Source organism: Lacinutrix sp. Bg11-31 (assembly GCF_002831665.1).
Classification (GTDB): domain Bacteria; phylum Bacteroidota; class Bacteroidia; order Flavobacteriales; family Flavobacteriaceae; genus Lacinutrix.
Genome location: NZ_CP025118.1, coordinates 404,439 through 421,777 on the forward strand (window position 1 = coordinate 404,439; position 17,339 = coordinate 421,777).

Sequence of the window (17,339 nt, forward strand, 5' to 3'; positions counted from 1 at the left end):
TTCAACAAAAGATTGCCACGTCGTTCCTTCGTCTCTCCTCGCAATGACAAGTGAAATTGTGCTAATCCAACAAGTCGAGTAATCCAATAATCGATTATATGCATTCATCAACTAATTCAATATTAACAATTCATCACGCTAATGTCTATCCAACCACATTGTCATTCCTGCGAAGGCAGGAATCCACAAGTATTGAATCCACAAAGTAGATTCCTGCCTTCGCAGGAATGACAGCATCGCGGAATCCAAAAATCAAACAATCCAAAAAAACTAATAATTCAACAAAAGTTTGCCACGTCGTTCCTTCGTCTCTCCTCGCAATGACAAGTAGAATCGAGCTAATCCAAGAACCCAAAAATCCAAAATTCGATTATATCCATCCATAAACTAATTCAATACTAATAATTCATCACGCTAAAATCTATCCAACCACATTGTCATTCCTGCGAAGGCAGGAATCCACAAGTATACTAAAACAAAGTAGATTCCTGCCTTCGCAGGAATGACAGCATCTCGGAATCCAACAATCAAACAATCCAAAAAAACTAATAATTCAACAAAAGTTTGCCACGTCGTTCATTCGTCTCTCCTCGCAATGACGAGTATAACCGAGCTAATCCAAAAATCGAACAATCTACTTAACCATTTGTTTAACCTTTAATTATTAGCCTTTATAAACAGTAAATTGTATCTTTGAGTACTCTATTTAAATACTATTTTTCTATGAATATTCCAGAATCTAAATTACCAAGAATCGTTATTGTTGGTGGTGGTTTTGCAGGTGTAAGTATGGCTAAATCTTTAGCAAACAAAAATGTACAAGTAGTATTAATAGACAAACGGAATTACCACACCTTTCAACCCTTATTATATCAAGTGTCTTCGGCAGGATTAGAACCAGATTCTATAGCTTATCCACTTAGAAAAATTATAAAAAACCATAAGCATACCTATTTCCGCTTAACAGAAGTAGAGCAAATAGATGCCGATAAAAAGGAAATCCATACAGATATTGGTAGTCTTACATTCGATTATTTAATATTAGCTACAGGAACCAAAACAAATTACTTTGGTAATAAAGCTATTCAAGCGCATAGTATGCCAATGAAAAAAGTGCCACAAGCACTTAATATTCGTAGTTTAATACTTCAAAATTTTGAAAGTGCAGCAGTAAGTAATAATAAAACCGATCGCGAAGCATTACTAAATTTTGTGATAGTTGGAGGTGGACCAACAGGAGTAGAGCTTGCAGGAGCAATTGCAGAACTTAAAAACCACATTTTACCAAGAGATTATAAAGATATTGATGCCAATAGAATGCAAATACATTTGCTGGAAGGTAATGCAAGAGTGTTACCACCAATGAGTGAACATGCTTCAAAAAAAGCAGAACAGTTTCTGCAAGAATTAGGCGTAAAAGTACATTGTAACACGTTTGTAAAAGATTACGATGGCAAAACGGTAACCACAAATTCAGATTTAGTTTTACAGTCCGAAACCTTAATTTGGGCAGCAGGAGTAACAGGACGACCAGTAAAAGGTCTTGATGCAAAAGTGGTAATGAAACATTCTAACCGTTATAAAGTAAATAGATATAACCAAGTAGAAGGTTACGATTCTATTTTCGCACTTGGCGATATTGCATTAATGGAAACCGAAGCTTTCCCAAAAGGACATCCACAAGTAGCACAACCAGCAATACAACAAGGAAAACTATTAGGTAAAAACATACTAAAGCTTATAGATAAAAAACCACTTAAAGCGTTTACCTATAACGATAAAGGTTCTATGGCTACAGTTGGTAGAAATAAAGCTGTTGTAGATTTAAAGCATTATAAATTTGCAGGCTTTTTTGCTTGGTTTGTTTGGATGTTTGTACACTTAATGTCACTTGTAGGTTTTAGAAACAGAGTGATTGTGTTTTTTAATTGGAGTTACAATTATATTAATTTCGATAAAGCAGCCAGACTTATTATTAGACCTTATCATAAATCTAAAAAGTAAAACGTTACTGTTATTGCGCGCTTTTTCAATAGAAAAAAAGCGCGGCAATCTCTTTAATTTATCTCTAATATTATTTAGAGAACGTTTTTGTTATTTCTACAATTTGTCATTCCTGCGCAGGCAGGAACCCACAAGTATTCTAAAAACAAAGTAGATTCCTGCCTTCGCAGGAATTACAGTATTGCGGAATCGGGCTAATCTAATAATCGAGTAATCCAAAAATCCAACACCTACATTTCGCGATGCTAAAATCTATTCAACCACATTGTCATTCCTGCGCAGGCAGGAATCCATAAGTATTGAGCCCACAAAGTAGATTCCTGCCTTCGCAGGAATGACAGTATTGCGGAATCGAGCTAATCAAAGAATCCAACAATCCAAGAATCCAACCAATCGAGTTATCGAACTAATCTAATAATCGAGTAATCCAAAAATCCAACACCTACATTTCGCGACGCTAAAGTCTATTCAACCACATTGTCATTCCTGCGCAGGCAGGAACCCATAAGTATTTAACCCACAAAGTAGATTCCTGCCTTCGCAGGAATGACAGTATTGCGGAATCGAGCTAATCAAATAATCCAACAATCCAACAATCCAACCAGTCGAGTTGTCGAACTAATCTAATAATCGAGTAATCCAAAATTCCAATACCTACATTTCACGACGCTAAAGTCTATTCAACCACATTGTCATTCCTGCGCAGGCAGGAACCCACAAGTATTGAATACACAAAGTAGATTCCTGCCTTCGCAGGAATGACAGTGTTGCGGAATCGAACTAATCTAATAATCGAGTAATCCAAAATTCCAATACCTACATTTCGCGACGCTAAAGTCTATTCAACCACATTGTCATTCCTGCGCAGGCAGGAACCCATAAGTATTTAACCCACAAAGTGGATTCCTGCCTTCGCAGGAATGACAGTATTGCGGAATCGAGCTAATCAAAGAATCCAACAATCCAAGAATCCAACCAGTCGAGTTATCGAACTAATCTAATAATCGAGTAATCCAAAAATCCAACACTTACATTTCGCGACGCTAAAATCTATTCAACCACATTGTCATTCCTGCGCAGGCAGGAACCCACAAGTATTGAATACACAAAGTAGATTCCTGCCTTCGCAGGAATGACAGTGTTGCGGAATTGAGCTAATCCAAGAATCCAACAATCCAACAATCCAAGAATCCAACCAGTCGAGTTATCGAACTAATCTAATAATCGAGTAATCCAAAAATCCAACACCTACATTTCGCGATGCTAAAATCTATTCAACCACATTGTCATTCCTGCGCAGGCAGGAATCCATAAGTATTGAGCCCACAAAGTAGATTCCTGCCTTCGCAGGAATGACAGTATTGCGGAATCGAGCTAATCTAATAATCGAACAATCCAAGAATCCAAGAATCCAACCAGTCGAGTTATCGAACTAATCTAATAATCGAGTAATCCAAAATTCCAATACCTACATTTCACGACGCTAAAGTCTATTCAACCACATTGTCATTCCTGCGCAGGCAGGAATCCATAAGTATTGAGCCCACAAAGTAGATTCCTGCCTTCGCAGGAATGACAACATTGCGGAATCGAACAATCCAATAATCCAAGAATCCAATAATCAAGCTAATCCAATAATCAAGCTAATCCGAAAATATAACAAGTCGAGTAATCCAACAATCAATCTAATCCAACCAATCCAACCAATCCAACCAGATTGTCATTCCTGCGCAGGCAGGAACCCACAAGTATTGAATACACAAAGTAGATTCCTGCCTTCGCAGGAATGACAGTATTGCGGAATCGAGCTAATCTAATAATCGAACAATCCAAGAATCCAAGAATCCAAGAATCCAACCAATCGAGTTATCGAACTAATCTAATAATCGAGTAATCCAAAATTCCAATACCTACATTTCGCGACGCTAAAGTCTATTCAACCACATTGTCATTCCTGCGCAGGCAGGAACCCACAAGTATTGAATACACAAAGTAGATTCCTGCCTTCGCAGGAATGACAGTATTGCGGAATCCAACAATTCAACAATCCAAGAATCCAACCAATCAAGCAAATCCAACAAACACTCCAGCCTAAAAAATAGACAGTTCGGTAAGTATAAGTTTTAAAAACGATAGTGCAAACGCATCTTTGTACCATCAATTAAAACCAACGAACCAAATTATGAAGTCTCTTATCGCAATTTTAATTACACTAATAAGCTTTCAATTCTCAGCGCAAACAATTGTAAGCGGAACAGTTAAAGACGCTAAAAACAATCCCATTGAAGGCGCCAACGTATATCTCGATGGTACTTACGATGGAGCAACTACAAATGCAGGAGGTCAATTCAGTTTTAAAACCACCGAAACAAGCACACAAACGCTAACCGTTTCTTATATTTCTTTCGAGACTTATATACTCTCAAGCGATGTTTCTACTTTAAACAGCTTAAAAATAACCTTAAGAGAAGATATAAACGCGTTAGATACCGTTGTATTATCTGCAGGAACATTTTCGGCAGGCGATAATAGTAAAATCTCTGCTTTAACCTCTATGGATGTGGTAACCACAGCAAGTGCACTTGGCGATTTTGTTGGCGCATTACAAACATTACCAGGTACAACAACGGTTGCCGAAGATGGTAGACTGTTTGTTCGTGGAGGAGAAGCAGAGGAAACTCAAATATTTATAGATGGTATTCGCGTGTTTACACCTTATACACCTTCTGCAAACAATACACCAACTCGCGGACGTTATTCACCATTTTTATTTGATGGTATCACCTTTTCAACTGGTGGTTATAGTGCAGAATATGGTCAAGCTTTATCAAGCGTATTGTTATTAAATACTATAGAAGAACCAACTCAGGAGAAAACGCATATTGGTATTATGTCGCTTGGTGCAACACTTAGTAATACTAAAAAGTGGGAGCGAAGCTCGCTAAGTGTTAATGCATCGTATATTAATTTAGCACCTTATCAAGCTGTTTTTAAAGATAGAAACGAATGGAAAAAACCGGTTCAAAGTGTTTCTGGAGAAGCTGTTTACAGGTATAAAACTAATAACGGAATGTTGAAACTCTATTCGGCTTTCGATAAAAGTAATTTCGAACTTATTCAAGAAGATATAAACAGTCCAGAAGGTTTACATTTTAAACTTGATAACTCTAACCTTTACCTTAACGGTTCTTACGCTGCAAAACTAGAAAACAAATGGAAATTAGAAACAGGTTTTAGTTACACTCATGCTATAAACAATATAGCAATAGACGCTAATAACATCGATGCTACCGAAAACTCAATCCATGCAAAACTAAAACTACGTAAAAGCTTTAGCAACCGCTTTAAATTAAACTTTGGAGCAGAATATTTTGCAACTAATTTTAACGAAGCGTTCCAGAATGAAACTATACAACCTCTAGATTACGGATTTAAAAACAACATCTCTGCTGCTTTTACAGAAGCCGATGTTATTTTCTCTAAAAAACTAGCCTTAAAAGCAGGCTTGCGTGCAGAATATAGCGAACTGTTTAAAGAAGCGACTATTGCACCAAGATTATCTTTAGCCTATAAAACAGGAGCTAGAAGCCAAGTGTCTTTAGCGTATGGCGATTTTTACCAAAACCCAAACGCTAGCATTTTAAAGTTCGAGCAAAACCTAAAAGCACAGCAAACACAACATTATATTTTAAATTACCAATACAATAACGATGGCAGAATTTTTAGAGCCGAAACCTATTACAAAAATTATAACAACCTAGTTAAGTACGATACCGAGTTTGCTAGTTTTGATGCTAATTATAACAACTCTGGTAACGGATTTGCCAAAGGTTTAGATCTCTTTTATCGCGATAATAAAAGCATAAAAAATATAGACTATTGGGTAAGCTACTCTTATTTAGATACAGAGCGCGATTATAGAAACTACACCACAGCAGCACAACCTAATTTTGCAAACAAGCACAATGTGTCTGTAGTTGGAAAATATTGGATTAACGATTGGAAAAGCCAAGTAGGTTTAAGCTATGCTTTTGCTTCTGGTAGAACGTACACTAACCCAAACCAAGATGGTTTTTTAAATGCAAAAACCAAAAGTTACAATAGTTTAAGTCTTAATTGGGCTTATTTATTAAGCCCACAGAAAATTCTATATTTCTCTGTAAACAATGCCTTAGGCTTTAATAATGTAAACGGTTACCAATATGCAAACACGCCAGACATAAATAATAATTTTGCTAGACGTGCTTTAAAACCTGCTGCAGATCAATTCTTTTTTGTTGGTTTCTTTTGGACTATTAGCGAGAATGGAACTGATAACCAGTTGGATAATTTGTAAGTAGAGTGTTGATTTATAAATTCAGGACAAGCTTAAGAAGGCTAATTAAAAGTAATTATAATTAAACATTTTCTAATTTTGAATATGTTAAAAATTTTGATAATATATAATTGCTATTAATGTTATACCGATTAAAAAACATGTTCCAATAGTTAATTTTAAACCATTTTCTATTTTAATATATTTACCAGCACCTTCTCTGTCTATTTCATCTCGACTTTGAAAGTATTCAGCTTTGTATAAACTCTTCTTCCGTGCTATTTCATTTGAAATGATCGATAGTATCAAAGGAATAATAAAAAAAACAGAGGTCACTAGTAATAAAAATATATTATTATTCTCATTTAAGTTTTTATATAAATCTAAACAAGCATATAGACCAGAACCAGAAATGATGAAAAACAATATATAAGTTCGTCTTTCATAGAAAGCTGCATCTTGATAAAAATGAATAATCAAATCATTCTTTAGGTTGTTTAAGTGGTCTTCTGTTGATGATTTTTGTTTCTGCGCCATTTTTATAATTGTAACTTTCTTTAATTTTTTGGTTTATTTTATCAAGTTGCCTGTTGTCCTTTTTTAAATTTACTTTTTTTTCAAATATTTATTCACATTATCTTTTCCGTATAGGAAACTAATATTCAATAATGAGGCTGTCATAAAAATCCGGATTCTCGTCATAAAACATTGTGGGAACATCCAAACTAAAAGTTAGGTACAGTTATTTTTCTTCAATTGCACTTTGTATTCCCATTTTAATAATGATTTTTAAGTCATCATTTACATTGGACATTTTTATCTTTTCAAAAAAGAATTCAGCTCCTTTTTCTATATATAATTTCCCGAATATTTGTTTTGCACAAAATGTTGCCATACTAATGACGTTCTGAAAGTCGATTTCAATCGCTTTGTTAGACTCTAGTGATTTCTCTATAAGTTTAGAAATAGTATCACCTAGTTTTTTATCACTAATTATTGGTCCAAATTTTTCTAATTTAATTATCATAAGAAATCTATTTTAATATTATCCATTGCTTTTGTTTTAAATCTATCAATATCGCAGAGAGATTTAGCATTATTTAGAGGTAAGGCAATGTAAACAATTGTTCCTTGCCAAAATCCTGTATTTTTAATTTTCACTTTTCCATATTCATTTGAGTAATGAACTCCTTCAGAAAATAAATGAAATCTACCTTTCACTTCTTTAACTATCTGATCAATTATCCATAACCCAAAGCCCATATGATATGTGTTTTCCTTTGATGTTACATTTTTATTTACACATTTTGAAATTAACTCAGTATTTGAAAAACCGTTATATTTTGGGTTTTTCTTTAGAGTTGATATTATTCCGTTACCTGTATCAGAACAAGCAATCTCCATATAATTTTTATTACCATCAGCAATCATAATAGATTTGGTGTCATCTACTGCATGTTCCCAAAAATTAAGCAGTATTTCACTAAAGCATGTAAATACCATTGATATAACCTTATCACGACCTTGATAATACTGTTTTATTTTAGGTAGAAATTTATTTTTCAAATACTTATCAGTAAAATCTGAATTTCTTAATAAAGGTTGTGGAGCTAAGATGAATTTATCTGTTAGTTGTATTTTTAAATTTTTAAAACTTTGAGAAGAATCTACTTCTTTAATATAGGAGTTTAATATAGGAATAAATTCAAATTCAGCCCACTTGTCCTCCATCAATTCTTCATAATGAATTTCAGGGTTTTGGAAACATTTTTTTTCAACTGAATATTCTATTATTTTGTACACAATTAGCATACCAAGAACATTTATCTTTCTAATTTTAGACAAATCTAATACATATCCCGTAAGTCTTTGTTCATTATAATTAAACACATCTTTAAATTCAGTTAACACCAAATTAATTGAATTTACACCTAAATTCTTAGGCATTCTAATTATTTTTCCTCGGTTATGATTTTGAATCATTGAATTTGGTATTGTATTTTTCTAATATTAAAATCTCTTTTTCGTAATTTTTTTTTCTATAATCAACAAGAATTTGGGTGTTGTAATCTGTGAATTCTTGTGATATTTTAATAATATCTTTATTTAGATACAATCTTTTTTGAGTTAAAAATTTATTTATTTCAGTGATAGTTTTTTGGAACTTATTTTTTTCAGATGCTTTGCCATCAAAATAAGTCAAACTTTCGAGTAAAATATATAATTTTTCTTGATGTTCAATCCTTTTTGATTCCCTCAAATTATGATGATTAATTTCTTTATCTTTATTCTTTAATTTGAATTGAAAATATATATTTATACCTGTTAAGATAAAATTCAATAAGACAAATATTATTAATGCGATTATCAACTTGTTATTAGTTGATAAATCAGTTTCAAGTTGTTCTATTAATTTTTTTAATATTCCTAGATTATTCATTCAAATGAGTGTTTTTTTATTTTAGCTAACGTTGATGTATAAGAATAATGCGGTTTTGTGTATGAGAATTTTTCGAAGGAAAATCAGACGTAATAAATGAGCATGGACTCTTGTTAAGTACTAAACCACGCATTGTTTTTATAAGGTGTTAACCAACGTTATTATTTTTCCATTGCTGAAATTTAGTTTTAAAATCTTCGTTAAAGAAATTCAAATCAAATGTTTTTCTTTCGTTTTTATTATTTCCTGTATACGTTACAGCTGTTGCATATAAATCTTCAATTCCTTCAATTTTAGACTTGTGGAAATTATCAGATACAACCCAAGTTTCGCAATTAAATAGCATAAGGTTTGTTATTCTTCTTTGTACTTTTTTTTCGTTTTCTTTAAAAAAGGTATTGAAATAACCTTTTAGTTTATTTTCATCTCGTTTATGATAGCCCATTAATAAAATTGAATGTTTTTCGAAAGGGAAACTATTAATATAAATTTCTGAAGTTCGTTCCATATCTTTTCCGAATTTGTAATAATAGTTTTCAATCTCAATGCTTGTGTCATATGTGTAGAATGATGATAGACAAATTTCAGCTCTTTTAATTTTCCTATTATTAAAAATGTAAGATTGAGTTTTATTATTAAAATCAGACCAAATATCGTTCTCTAATAATTTTAAATCGTCTAATCCAAGTTTTTCTTGCCTCAATGTTTCTCTGAAATGAGCATTATTATAACTTCCATCTTTTTCTTGAATTAAACATTCAAATGTTTTACTATTAACTTCTTTTCGAAATATTTCATTATAAATTGTTCTTAAAGTAAATAAAAGACAGGTTTCATAATCACTGAAATCAATTACTTCACTTTCAATTTTTTTAAATAAGCTATTGTCGTGCTTTTCACAAAAACAATTAAATGAAAAAATTTGATTAAGACCATTTCTTTCAAAACGAAACGGAGGTGATTTATAATGATTAATCCCAAGTTCCCAAAGATGCTTTTTAGGTGCGATTGATGATAAAATTCCGTTTTTTTGAAGAATATGGGAATTTATTGATTGTGTTTTACATTCTGGATAATAACATTCTCTAACACTAGTAATTGCTTTTTTTTTACAATTACTAAAAAGTTTAGCAAATTCAATTTTCTCTTTATTCACGGAGTTTTTTTAATTTTGGGTAACAATCATATATAGCTAAAATCTACTACATCTTTAATTTGTAAAGAAAACAATTAGTATTATTCAATCTTTACGGATATCCACAATTGCCCTAATTATTTTATTGCAGCAAGCTAAGATTAATACATATCAAAAAAAATACGTAGAACTACGTATTTTTAAAAGCTAAAAAAAGGTGTTTTTAGGTGGTTTGTTAGGTGTCTAAGGACCTACTTTAGCAAGTAAAAACTGAATAGAAAAATAGAGTGAGGATTTTTGGAAGTAGGCTATAACTAGCCATTAATTACAGACAGTGTTAAAGTCTGTTTTTATAATTCTTTATATCTTCCTTATTAATTTAGTAATTACATCTATTCTTGTTCAAAAATAACATTTCTTACCGTGTTTTTTTTATACATGTTCTTAGGCATAATCTCTGTGCTCGCAGTTGAACAATAGTTTTTACTATTTGGGTTTAAAATATATTCGAGTTGATACTCAATCATTTTTTCAAAAGGAATAAGGAAGCCCTTCGTTTCGCATTGTTCTAAGTCACCTTCATTAAGTAAATTTAAGACAGTATAGACAGACTCAATAGTGCTAAGACAAAGAGATTTTGGCTGCTGCTTGATAATAAATTTTGATTTTATTTTATTATCAAAACTCACTCTTTTTAGTTTTTGCAAGTTCTTACTTAGTTTAAGCATTTTACGAGCGCAAGGCCATGTACCATCAATAATGAAGATGTGTGGATTATTACCCATGAAAGAATTTATTTCGGAACTTTTTCTTAGCGATAAGTTGAAATTATCTTTTCCTGGATAAAGTAAGAAAGAACATTTTTTTTTATTAGACAGTATTTTATTTACACGATTATTATTGGTAAAATCGACACCAACTATAATTTCTGAATTTTCAAGTTGAAGATTCGTTATATGTCCTGTTCCGTTTTTTTCTTTTTTGTACTCCTTTGGGTGCATAAGAATAATAAAACGAGTTTTAGTATGGAAAGGGCTAATGTGTTTGCAAATGCATGTGCTTGAGGGTCTCATGCATTTGTAACAATTGAGTCTTGGATTGTTTACTTCTACTTGCAAGGTGAATATTTTTTTGTTTTTTAAATGTTTGGCAATGTTGTTGTGTATGGTTAGTTGCGTGGTTAAGCAACTAATTTAGCAAATAAATCACAGATAGAATATTCCGCAGGAATGTTCGTAAGTCGGCAGTGACCAAGCAATTAATTATACACGGTGTTAGCATACGTTATAAGATTATTCCAATTCCTAAATTTACTGTTGTCGGTTCTTTTTCATTTTTAAAGTCAATATATTGGCTCAAATCAGAATCGGAATCGTTGTTTTTTATAGAATTAAAATATTGATTAATTCTTATAAGTATAAACCCTTTTTTGTCTGATGAAAAGGAAATACTTTTCTTTAATTGAATAAATGCTCCAAAACTAACTGAATTATAATTATCCTTAATATTATTATCATAATTGACAGTTGAATTGTTATTGAATGTAGGGTCGTTTGGGTCAATTATATCAATTTGTGAAAAATCAGTTATAGTTTCTCCTTTTTCTTTCGCAGATATTAAAAAACTCGCAAATCCTCCAATTCCAAATTGATAAGATTTATCTTGACTAAATTGAAAGTTAAAATTTATTGGTGTCTGAATTTGACTAATACTTCGATTTCCTTTATTCGTAACTGCTCCTATTTTATCTTCAATAGAAAATCTATCCAGATAAAATCCGATTCCAAAGTCAAGAGATGATTTCTCATTAAGTGAATAGTTTACACTTGGTAAAATAAATGCTCCTATGTTTATTGAGGATTTAATTTCAGGACTTCCGTCAACATTAGTATTAGTTAATTCACTTGTTTTTGGAACTGATAATGTCGGTCCAACAGATAATTCAAAATTAATTTTTTTGTCTTGTGAATAAATTTTGGTTAAAAAACCAATCATAAAAATTAGTAAAATTCTTTGTTTCATTGTTCAGCTTGGGTTTCGTGGTTAATGTATGCTAACAATGATATATAGTTACTAGTAACTATATATCTATTATGTAAAGAAAACCATTTGCATTATTAAAACTTTATGGTTTTCCTCAATTATCTATTTTTTTTATAGATGCAAGCTAAATTTAAAATATAAGAAAAGCAATACATATAACTACGTATTTTATTTAGTAAAAAACATCTTTTTTTTACACATTAAAAATGCCAATAGCTTCGTAAAGCACGGCAATAATGCCGTTCCATACTTTTTCTAAAACTACTTTAAGTATGCCTTTAAGTGTGTTTATAAAGTTGGTAACCATGTGTTTAAGTCCGTCGAGAAAAAAGGCGATGAGGTCGTCTTCAATTTCACCAGTTGCAATACCAGCTTTTATAATTAAGGTTTGCTTAGATATGGCTTCTATTTGGCGTTCGCTAAATCCTTTTACCAATGCAATGTCTTTTTCTAGTATTGTGGAAGCTGCGTCTTTTATAGAGTCTATTAGGTTGGCTGTTTTAGTATTCATGTTATTAACGTTTTAAAAAGCTTTCGTAAGTTATGGCTTGGTCTAAAAATATTTCAATCTCTCCTTTAAAGGCTTGTATTACTATTGGGTTTAAACCAGAGGCTTGGTCTTTTTCTTTCATTTTAACCAAGTTTTCTACAATACGGTTAAAGGCAAAAGCACTTGGGTAATCGCTAGATGAGGTTGGGCTGTTGCGTTCTGCTAATAGATTATTTATACGTTGTGTGGTTTTGTTACTTGGTATTGGTCTTGCTTTGGCCAGGAGTTTTAGGGTTTCAAATTGCCCTATTAATGTGTTGTAGGTGTTTTTGCGCGTTGTAAAGCTTTCTTTATTTGTGCCTCCAGCAATTGCTGCAAAGTATTGAAAAGTGCTTGTTGTTGCAGCTGTAGATTTGGTTATTATTTCTTGGTTGTAACTTGGTGCTAAATAGGTTTTGCAACTGGCTAATAATAGGAAGCTAAAGACTAGTAGTACGTGTTTGTATGTTTTTAGTTTTGTTGTTATCATGTAGTGTTACTTATTTTAATATTGCTTTTTTATTTAAAAGTGCTTCGCCTTTTCTTCAAAACATCTATTTTTATTTGTAAACTCATTGTCCTTAAATTTAAGGAAGGATTTGATGCTGTTTTTTATTACGTTCATTTTGTCTTGATACAAAACGAACCAAAAAATCACGATTAAAATAGGAAATCACTAAAGTGACATTCGCTTTCGGAATTACGTGCTTAAAGCTTCGCTTTGCATCTACATTCCTTCACTCATTATTTCTTGATTTTGATGTTCCCGACTGTGTCGGAATTAAGGTGTTGGTTTATTTGCTGTTATTGTTTTTTTATTAGCTACTGTTTTATTTGGGTTTAAAATTTATTTAAAAGTGCTTCGCCTTTTCTTCAAAACATCTATTTCTTAGCCTAAAGACTACTCTTCTTTAATTTCTATTGTTTTTCCAACTTGCTGTCTCCAAAACACAAAACCAATTATAAAACCGAATACCATGCCTAAACCATAACGGTATAAATCTGCCTTTAAAAACTCTTCTACAGTTTCTTTTGGATCTGCAATCCAGATTAGTAATGCTATTACGTACATTATAATAGAGCCAACTGTTGGATTAATTTTTGGTTTATGTTGTATTGGAAAAAAGATATTGGCACAAATGGCTCCCCAAAAGTAGGTGAGTATGTATTTACCACTATCTACATTGTCTTGTATTACTCTACTTATAGTATTGTTGTCTGGCTTTGTTACTGCTAAGTACAAGTCCCAAGCAATTAGCACCACAAAAAGTGTTATTAAAAAGTATTCTATTCTTTTAATAACGACTTCACTATTTACTATTTTTTTTAGTTCAATCATCTTTACAAAATATGTTGGTGTTTTCGCAAATACCGTTTTCGAAAATAGTGTCTTCATGACGTTGCGACCACACAAAGTGACCGTAAATCAATCCGCAAATAATTAATATAACTTGGTGGTATGGTTTTACTTTTATTTTATTTCTAAGCAACATTAGTATACCAGCAATTACTACTAGAAGCGCAACTGGCAACCACCAATTACAACAGAATAGAGGTTTCGCGCTTCCTAAGAAAAAATGTCCGCCTAAAACGCCCCAAAAAAAGGTGATAAAAAAATACTTTCCATTTGCCCAAAGACTTAGTCTATTGTTTACGGTATCGTTCTTTACTTTGTTGAGGTTTAGAATAAGGTTTAAAAGTATAATTATGCTAATGCATACTTGTACAATTGTCCAAACGACTTTTGGTGTGAAAATTTCTGACATCCATTTTATTTAAGACTTAAATTTAGGTAATATCTGCCTTATATAAAATAAGTAGCACTACGTATTTTTGTTTTAATGTTAAATATTCTTGTTTGGAGCTCCTTCCTTCAGTCCAAGGAAGGTGGTTTTTACTTCAGTAAAAAATCGGATGGTTTGAAGAAAAAGAGCAAAGCGATTTTTAATATTTTATCTTCATTTTATAAAGTATTTACAATTCAGCATAAAAAAACGACAACTCGGTAATTCACTTTTTAAAAAGCAGACATTCTGTTGCATATTTGTCTCAACATTAAAAACCACACCATTATGTACAGATTAGCAATTATTATCATTATGCTTTTAACTTCTCAAGTTGAAGCACAAAGACAAACCGAAAGTAAATACGAAACAGGTATGCAAAAAGCAATGGCTTTATGGCAAGAGAATAAAACCGAAGATGCTGTTAACCTTTTCGAGCGTATTGCAAGCGCAGAAAAAGAAAACTGGTTGCCAAGTTATTATGCAGCACAAGTTTTAATTCTCGACGGATTTGCTATAATGCAAGACACCAAAAAATTGAATGCACAATTATTAAGAGCGCAAGATTTTATTAATGACGCAACTACAAACTCTAAAGACAATTCTGAAATTCTAGTTATGCAAGCCATATTATATACCGTTTATGTTGCTAGCGATGGCGCAAAATATGGCATGACGATGGCTCCAAAAGTAGAACAGTTTTACATGAAAGCGCAAAAACTAGATCCTACAAATCCAAGAGTTGTTTTAAATAAAGCTGAATGGAATATGGGAAGCGCAAAATATTTTGGACAAGATACTAAGCCATTTTGTAAGGAATTTGATAAAGCCTTAGAACTTTTTGCTAACTTTAAACCAGAATCTGAGTTTCATCCTCATTGGGGAAAAGAACGTGCAGAAGCAATGATACAATCTTGTAAAGAATAAATATGATTAATTTTGTTAAGCAGTTTGGTAAAGCGTTTGGAATTGGTATTATAGTCTTTCTTATTATATGTGTTTTTAGGCATATTAATGGAGATACAATTAATTTAGATAAATATTTACTAGAGTATTTTATACATAACCAAGCGTACTCTGTTGTTTTGTATTTGGTAAACGCTTACACTTTAAGTTATTTAACCGATAGATTGGGGAATAAACTTTTCGAGTTTAAAAACCTTGTTATAGCAATAATATTGTCTATTGGAGTTTCAATTTTATCAGTCTTTTGCATTCGTTATTTTACACAAGTAATAATTTACAATAGTACTTTTAACGATTTTTTAAAAACCGAAACACTAAGTAATTATCAATTTGCATTAAGTATTTCAATTTTTATTACCGTAATTTTTTATAGTATTTATTATTACAAAAGTAAACAAGACCGAAAAGTTAAAGAACAAAAAGTAATTGCAGGAACAGCAAGCGCAAAGTTCGATGCTTTAAAGAACCAGTTAGATCCTCATTTTCTATTTAATAGTTTAAATGTATTAACCAGTTTAATAGAAGAGAATCCAGATAATGCACAAAAATTTACAACCAGCTTGTCTAAAGTATATCGCTATGTTTTAGAACAAAAAAACAAAGATTTAATAACAGTTGACGAGGAACTAAAATTTGCAAAAACTTATATGTCGCTTCTAAAAATGAGGTTCGAGGACAGTATTATTTTCGATATTCCAGAGCAAGTCTCGAATCCAGAAAGTAAAGTAGTGCCATTATCTTTACAACTACTTTTAGAAAATGCAGTAAAGCATAATGTGGTAACAACAAGCAAGCCATTACATATTAAAATTTACGAAAGTGATGGTGACCTAATTGTAGAAAACAATCTACAAACCAAACAAGTAATTAAAAAGAGTAGTGGAGTAGGTTTAAATAATATTACGCAACGCTACCAATTATTAACAAACAGAAAAGTAAGTATTGTAGAAGATAAAACCCACTTTACAGTTGCAATACCAATGCTTACCAAACAAGTAAAAGTAATGAGACAGATACCAGAGAAACAATTCGACGATAGATATGTAAGAGCACGTAAACGCGTAGAGGAACAAAAAGAATTTTATTATAATTTAATATCTTATTGTACAGTTATTCCGTTTTTAATATTTATTAATTATTATACTTTTTGGGGTTTTAAATGGTTTTTATTTCCAATGTTTGGTTGGGGATTAGGCTTAAGTATTCATGCTTACAAAGTGTTTGTAAACGATGGTGTTTTAGGACGCAATTGGGAACAACGTAAAATTGAAAAATTTATGAAAGAGGAAGAAGATAAACGTTATAGCTAAAGACTAATGAAAAATAATATAGAACCATACAGTAGTAGAGACACAGAGCGTAATTACGAGCGCGAAGAAGCCTATTTAAGAGCTAAGAAAAGAGTAAAAAAAATCGTAGGTTTCTACTGGCATTTGGCTTCGTATGTAGTAATTAATGCTTTTATTCTATATATGATTTCGCAAAACCTAAACGGAACTAAATTTTGGAGCTTTAATGTGTTTTCAACAATAATTTTTTGGGGCATTGGTTTGTTTTTTCATTTTATGGGTGTTTTTGGTCCAAACTTAATATTTGGTAAAGCTTGGCAAGAACGTAAAATTGAAAAGTATATGGAAGAAGAAAATAAAAAATGGGAATAATTATGGGCACAAATAAAATAGACCAACAACGTTTGGATCGTGCAAGGCAACGTGTTAAAAAGATAAAAGGTTTTTACACACATTTACTTTTTTATGTAGTAATAAATTTAATAGTTGTTTTTCAAAACATAGAATACCTAGAACCTGGAGAAAGCTATTTTCAAGCCCATAATTTTATAACCTTTGCACTTTGGGGCATTGTAATTATTATACACGCGCTCACTGTTTTTCTACCAAACTTTATTTTAGGAAGCAATTGGGAAGAACGAAAAATTAAAGAAATTATGGAAAAAGACAAACACATTTGGAAATAGTTTGGGCGTTACCAAGACAATGCTTTTTTGCATTGTCTTGGTCAGGCTTTCAAGGCTCGCTCTCTTCGAGGAGCTCAAACAAACCTTTCAATCCTTAACGCAAGCAGCAACAGTATAATCGATAAAGTTGTAACACAAGAGTAAGCAG

The 17,339-nt window shown here is 31.8% G+C and carries 17 protein-coding genes; 6 read left to right on the forward strand and 11 right to left on the reverse strand.

Annotation, left to right across the window (positions count from 1 at the left end; translation table 11 throughout):
• Positions 1-723 precede the first annotated feature (723 nt).
• Entirely contained in the window at positions 724-2,004 is a 1,281-nt protein-coding gene (locus tag CW733_RS01850; protein ID WP_100995155.1) for an NAD(P)/FAD-dependent oxidoreductase, read from the forward strand.
• A 2,182-nt stretch (positions 2,005-4,186) separates the two neighbouring features.
• On the forward strand, positions 4,187-6,340 hold the full coding sequence (locus CW733_RS01855; protein ID WP_100995157.1) for a TonB-dependent receptor: 2,154 nt from the start codon (positions 4,187-4,189) through the stop codon (positions 6,338-6,340).
• Positions 6,341-6,427: 87 nt separating this feature from the next.
• Here CW733_RS01855 and CW733_RS01860 read toward each other — a convergent pair whose 3' ends face one another.
• The 11 genes from CW733_RS01860 to CW733_RS01910 form a co-directional block, all read right to left on the reverse strand.
• The gene (locus CW733_RS01860) at positions 6,428-6,856 is read right to left on the reverse strand and encodes a hypothetical protein (protein WP_100995159.1); all 429 of its coding nucleotides are present in this window, start codon (positions 6,854-6,856) and stop codon (positions 6,428-6,430) included.
• A 205-nt stretch (positions 6,857-7,061) separates the two neighbouring features.
• Positions 7,062-7,346 (reverse strand): STAS-like domain-containing protein, encoded by a 285-nt coding sequence (locus CW733_RS01865; RefSeq protein WP_100995161.1) that lies wholly within the window; start codon positions 7,344-7,346, stop codon positions 7,062-7,064.
• The gene (locus CW733_RS01870; protein ID WP_157811517.1) at positions 7,343-8,266 is read right to left on the reverse strand and encodes an ATP-binding protein; all 924 of its coding nucleotides are present in this window, start codon (positions 8,264-8,266) and stop codon (positions 7,343-7,345) included. Before CW733_RS01870 ends, CW733_RS01865 begins: the two co-directional genes overlap by 4 nt.
• A 19-nt stretch (positions 8,267-8,285) precedes the next feature.
• Positions 8,286-8,759, reverse strand: a complete 474-nt coding sequence (locus tag CW733_RS01875) for a hypothetical protein (protein WP_100995165.1) — start codon at positions 8,757-8,759, stop codon at positions 8,286-8,288.
• Positions 8,760-8,907: 148 nt separating this feature from the next.
• A complete protein-coding gene (locus tag CW733_RS01880) occupies positions 8,908-9,915 on the reverse strand; it encodes a hypothetical protein (protein ID WP_100995167.1) in 1,008 nt (335 codons plus the stop codon).
• A gap of 371 nt (positions 9,916-10,286) precedes the next feature.
• Complete coding sequence (locus CW733_RS01885; protein WP_255411472.1) at positions 10,287-11,012, reverse strand: tRNA-uridine aminocarboxypropyltransferase; 726 nt, start codon at positions 11,010-11,012, stop codon at positions 10,287-10,289.
• Between the two features lie 166 nt (positions 11,013-11,178).
• A complete protein-coding gene (locus CW733_RS01890) occupies positions 11,179-11,916 on the reverse strand; it encodes an outer membrane beta-barrel protein (RefSeq protein WP_100995171.1) in 738 nt (245 codons plus the stop codon).
• A 214-nt stretch (positions 11,917-12,130) separates the two neighbouring features.
• Positions 12,131-12,448, reverse strand: coding sequence for a hypothetical protein (locus CW733_RS01895; RefSeq protein WP_100995172.1), 318 nt, complete (start codon positions 12,446-12,448; stop codon positions 12,131-12,133).
• Positions 12,449-12,452: 4 nt separating this feature from the next.
• A complete protein-coding gene (locus tag CW733_RS01900) occupies positions 12,453-12,956 on the reverse strand; it encodes a hypothetical protein (protein ID WP_100995174.1) in 504 nt (167 codons plus the stop codon).
• 411 nt (positions 12,957-13,367) lie between these two features.
• Positions 13,368-13,805 carry a hypothetical protein gene (locus tag CW733_RS01905; protein WP_100995175.1) on the reverse strand — a complete coding sequence of 146 codons (438 nt, stop codon included), beginning with the start codon at positions 13,803-13,805 and terminating at the stop codon, positions 13,368-13,370.
• Positions 13,798-14,232 (reverse strand): hypothetical protein, encoded by a 435-nt coding sequence (locus CW733_RS01910; protein ID WP_100995177.1) that lies wholly within the window; start codon positions 14,230-14,232, stop codon positions 13,798-13,800. The genes CW733_RS01905 and CW733_RS01910 overlap by 8 nt, the downstream gene beginning before the upstream one ends.
• A 306-nt stretch (positions 14,233-14,538) precedes the next feature.
• Here CW733_RS01910 and CW733_RS01915 point away from each other — a divergent pair, with 306 nt between their 5' ends.
• The 4 genes from CW733_RS01915 to CW733_RS01930 are packed head-to-tail and all read left to right on the forward strand — an operon-like array spanning position 14,539 to position 17,191.
• The gene (locus CW733_RS01915; RefSeq protein WP_100995179.1) at positions 14,539-15,177 is read left to right on the forward strand and encodes a hypothetical protein; all 639 of its coding nucleotides are present in this window, start codon (positions 14,539-14,541) and stop codon (positions 15,175-15,177) included.
• A 2-nt stretch (positions 15,178-15,179) separates the two neighbouring features.
• Positions 15,180-16,526, forward strand: coding sequence for a 2TM domain-containing protein (locus tag CW733_RS01920; protein ID WP_100995181.1), 1,347 nt, complete (start codon positions 15,180-15,182; stop codon positions 16,524-16,526).
• 6 nt (positions 16,527-16,532) lie between these two features.
• Positions 16,533-16,877, forward strand: coding sequence for a 2TM domain-containing protein (locus tag CW733_RS01925; protein WP_100995183.1), 345 nt, complete (start codon positions 16,533-16,535; stop codon positions 16,875-16,877).
• A 2-nt stretch (positions 16,878-16,879) separates the two neighbouring features.
• Positions 16,880-17,191 carry a 2TM domain-containing protein gene (locus tag CW733_RS01930; protein ID WP_100998607.1) on the forward strand — a complete coding sequence of 104 codons (312 nt, stop codon included), beginning with the start codon at positions 16,880-16,882 and terminating at the stop codon, positions 17,189-17,191.
• Positions 17,192-17,339: the final 148 nt, after the last annotated feature.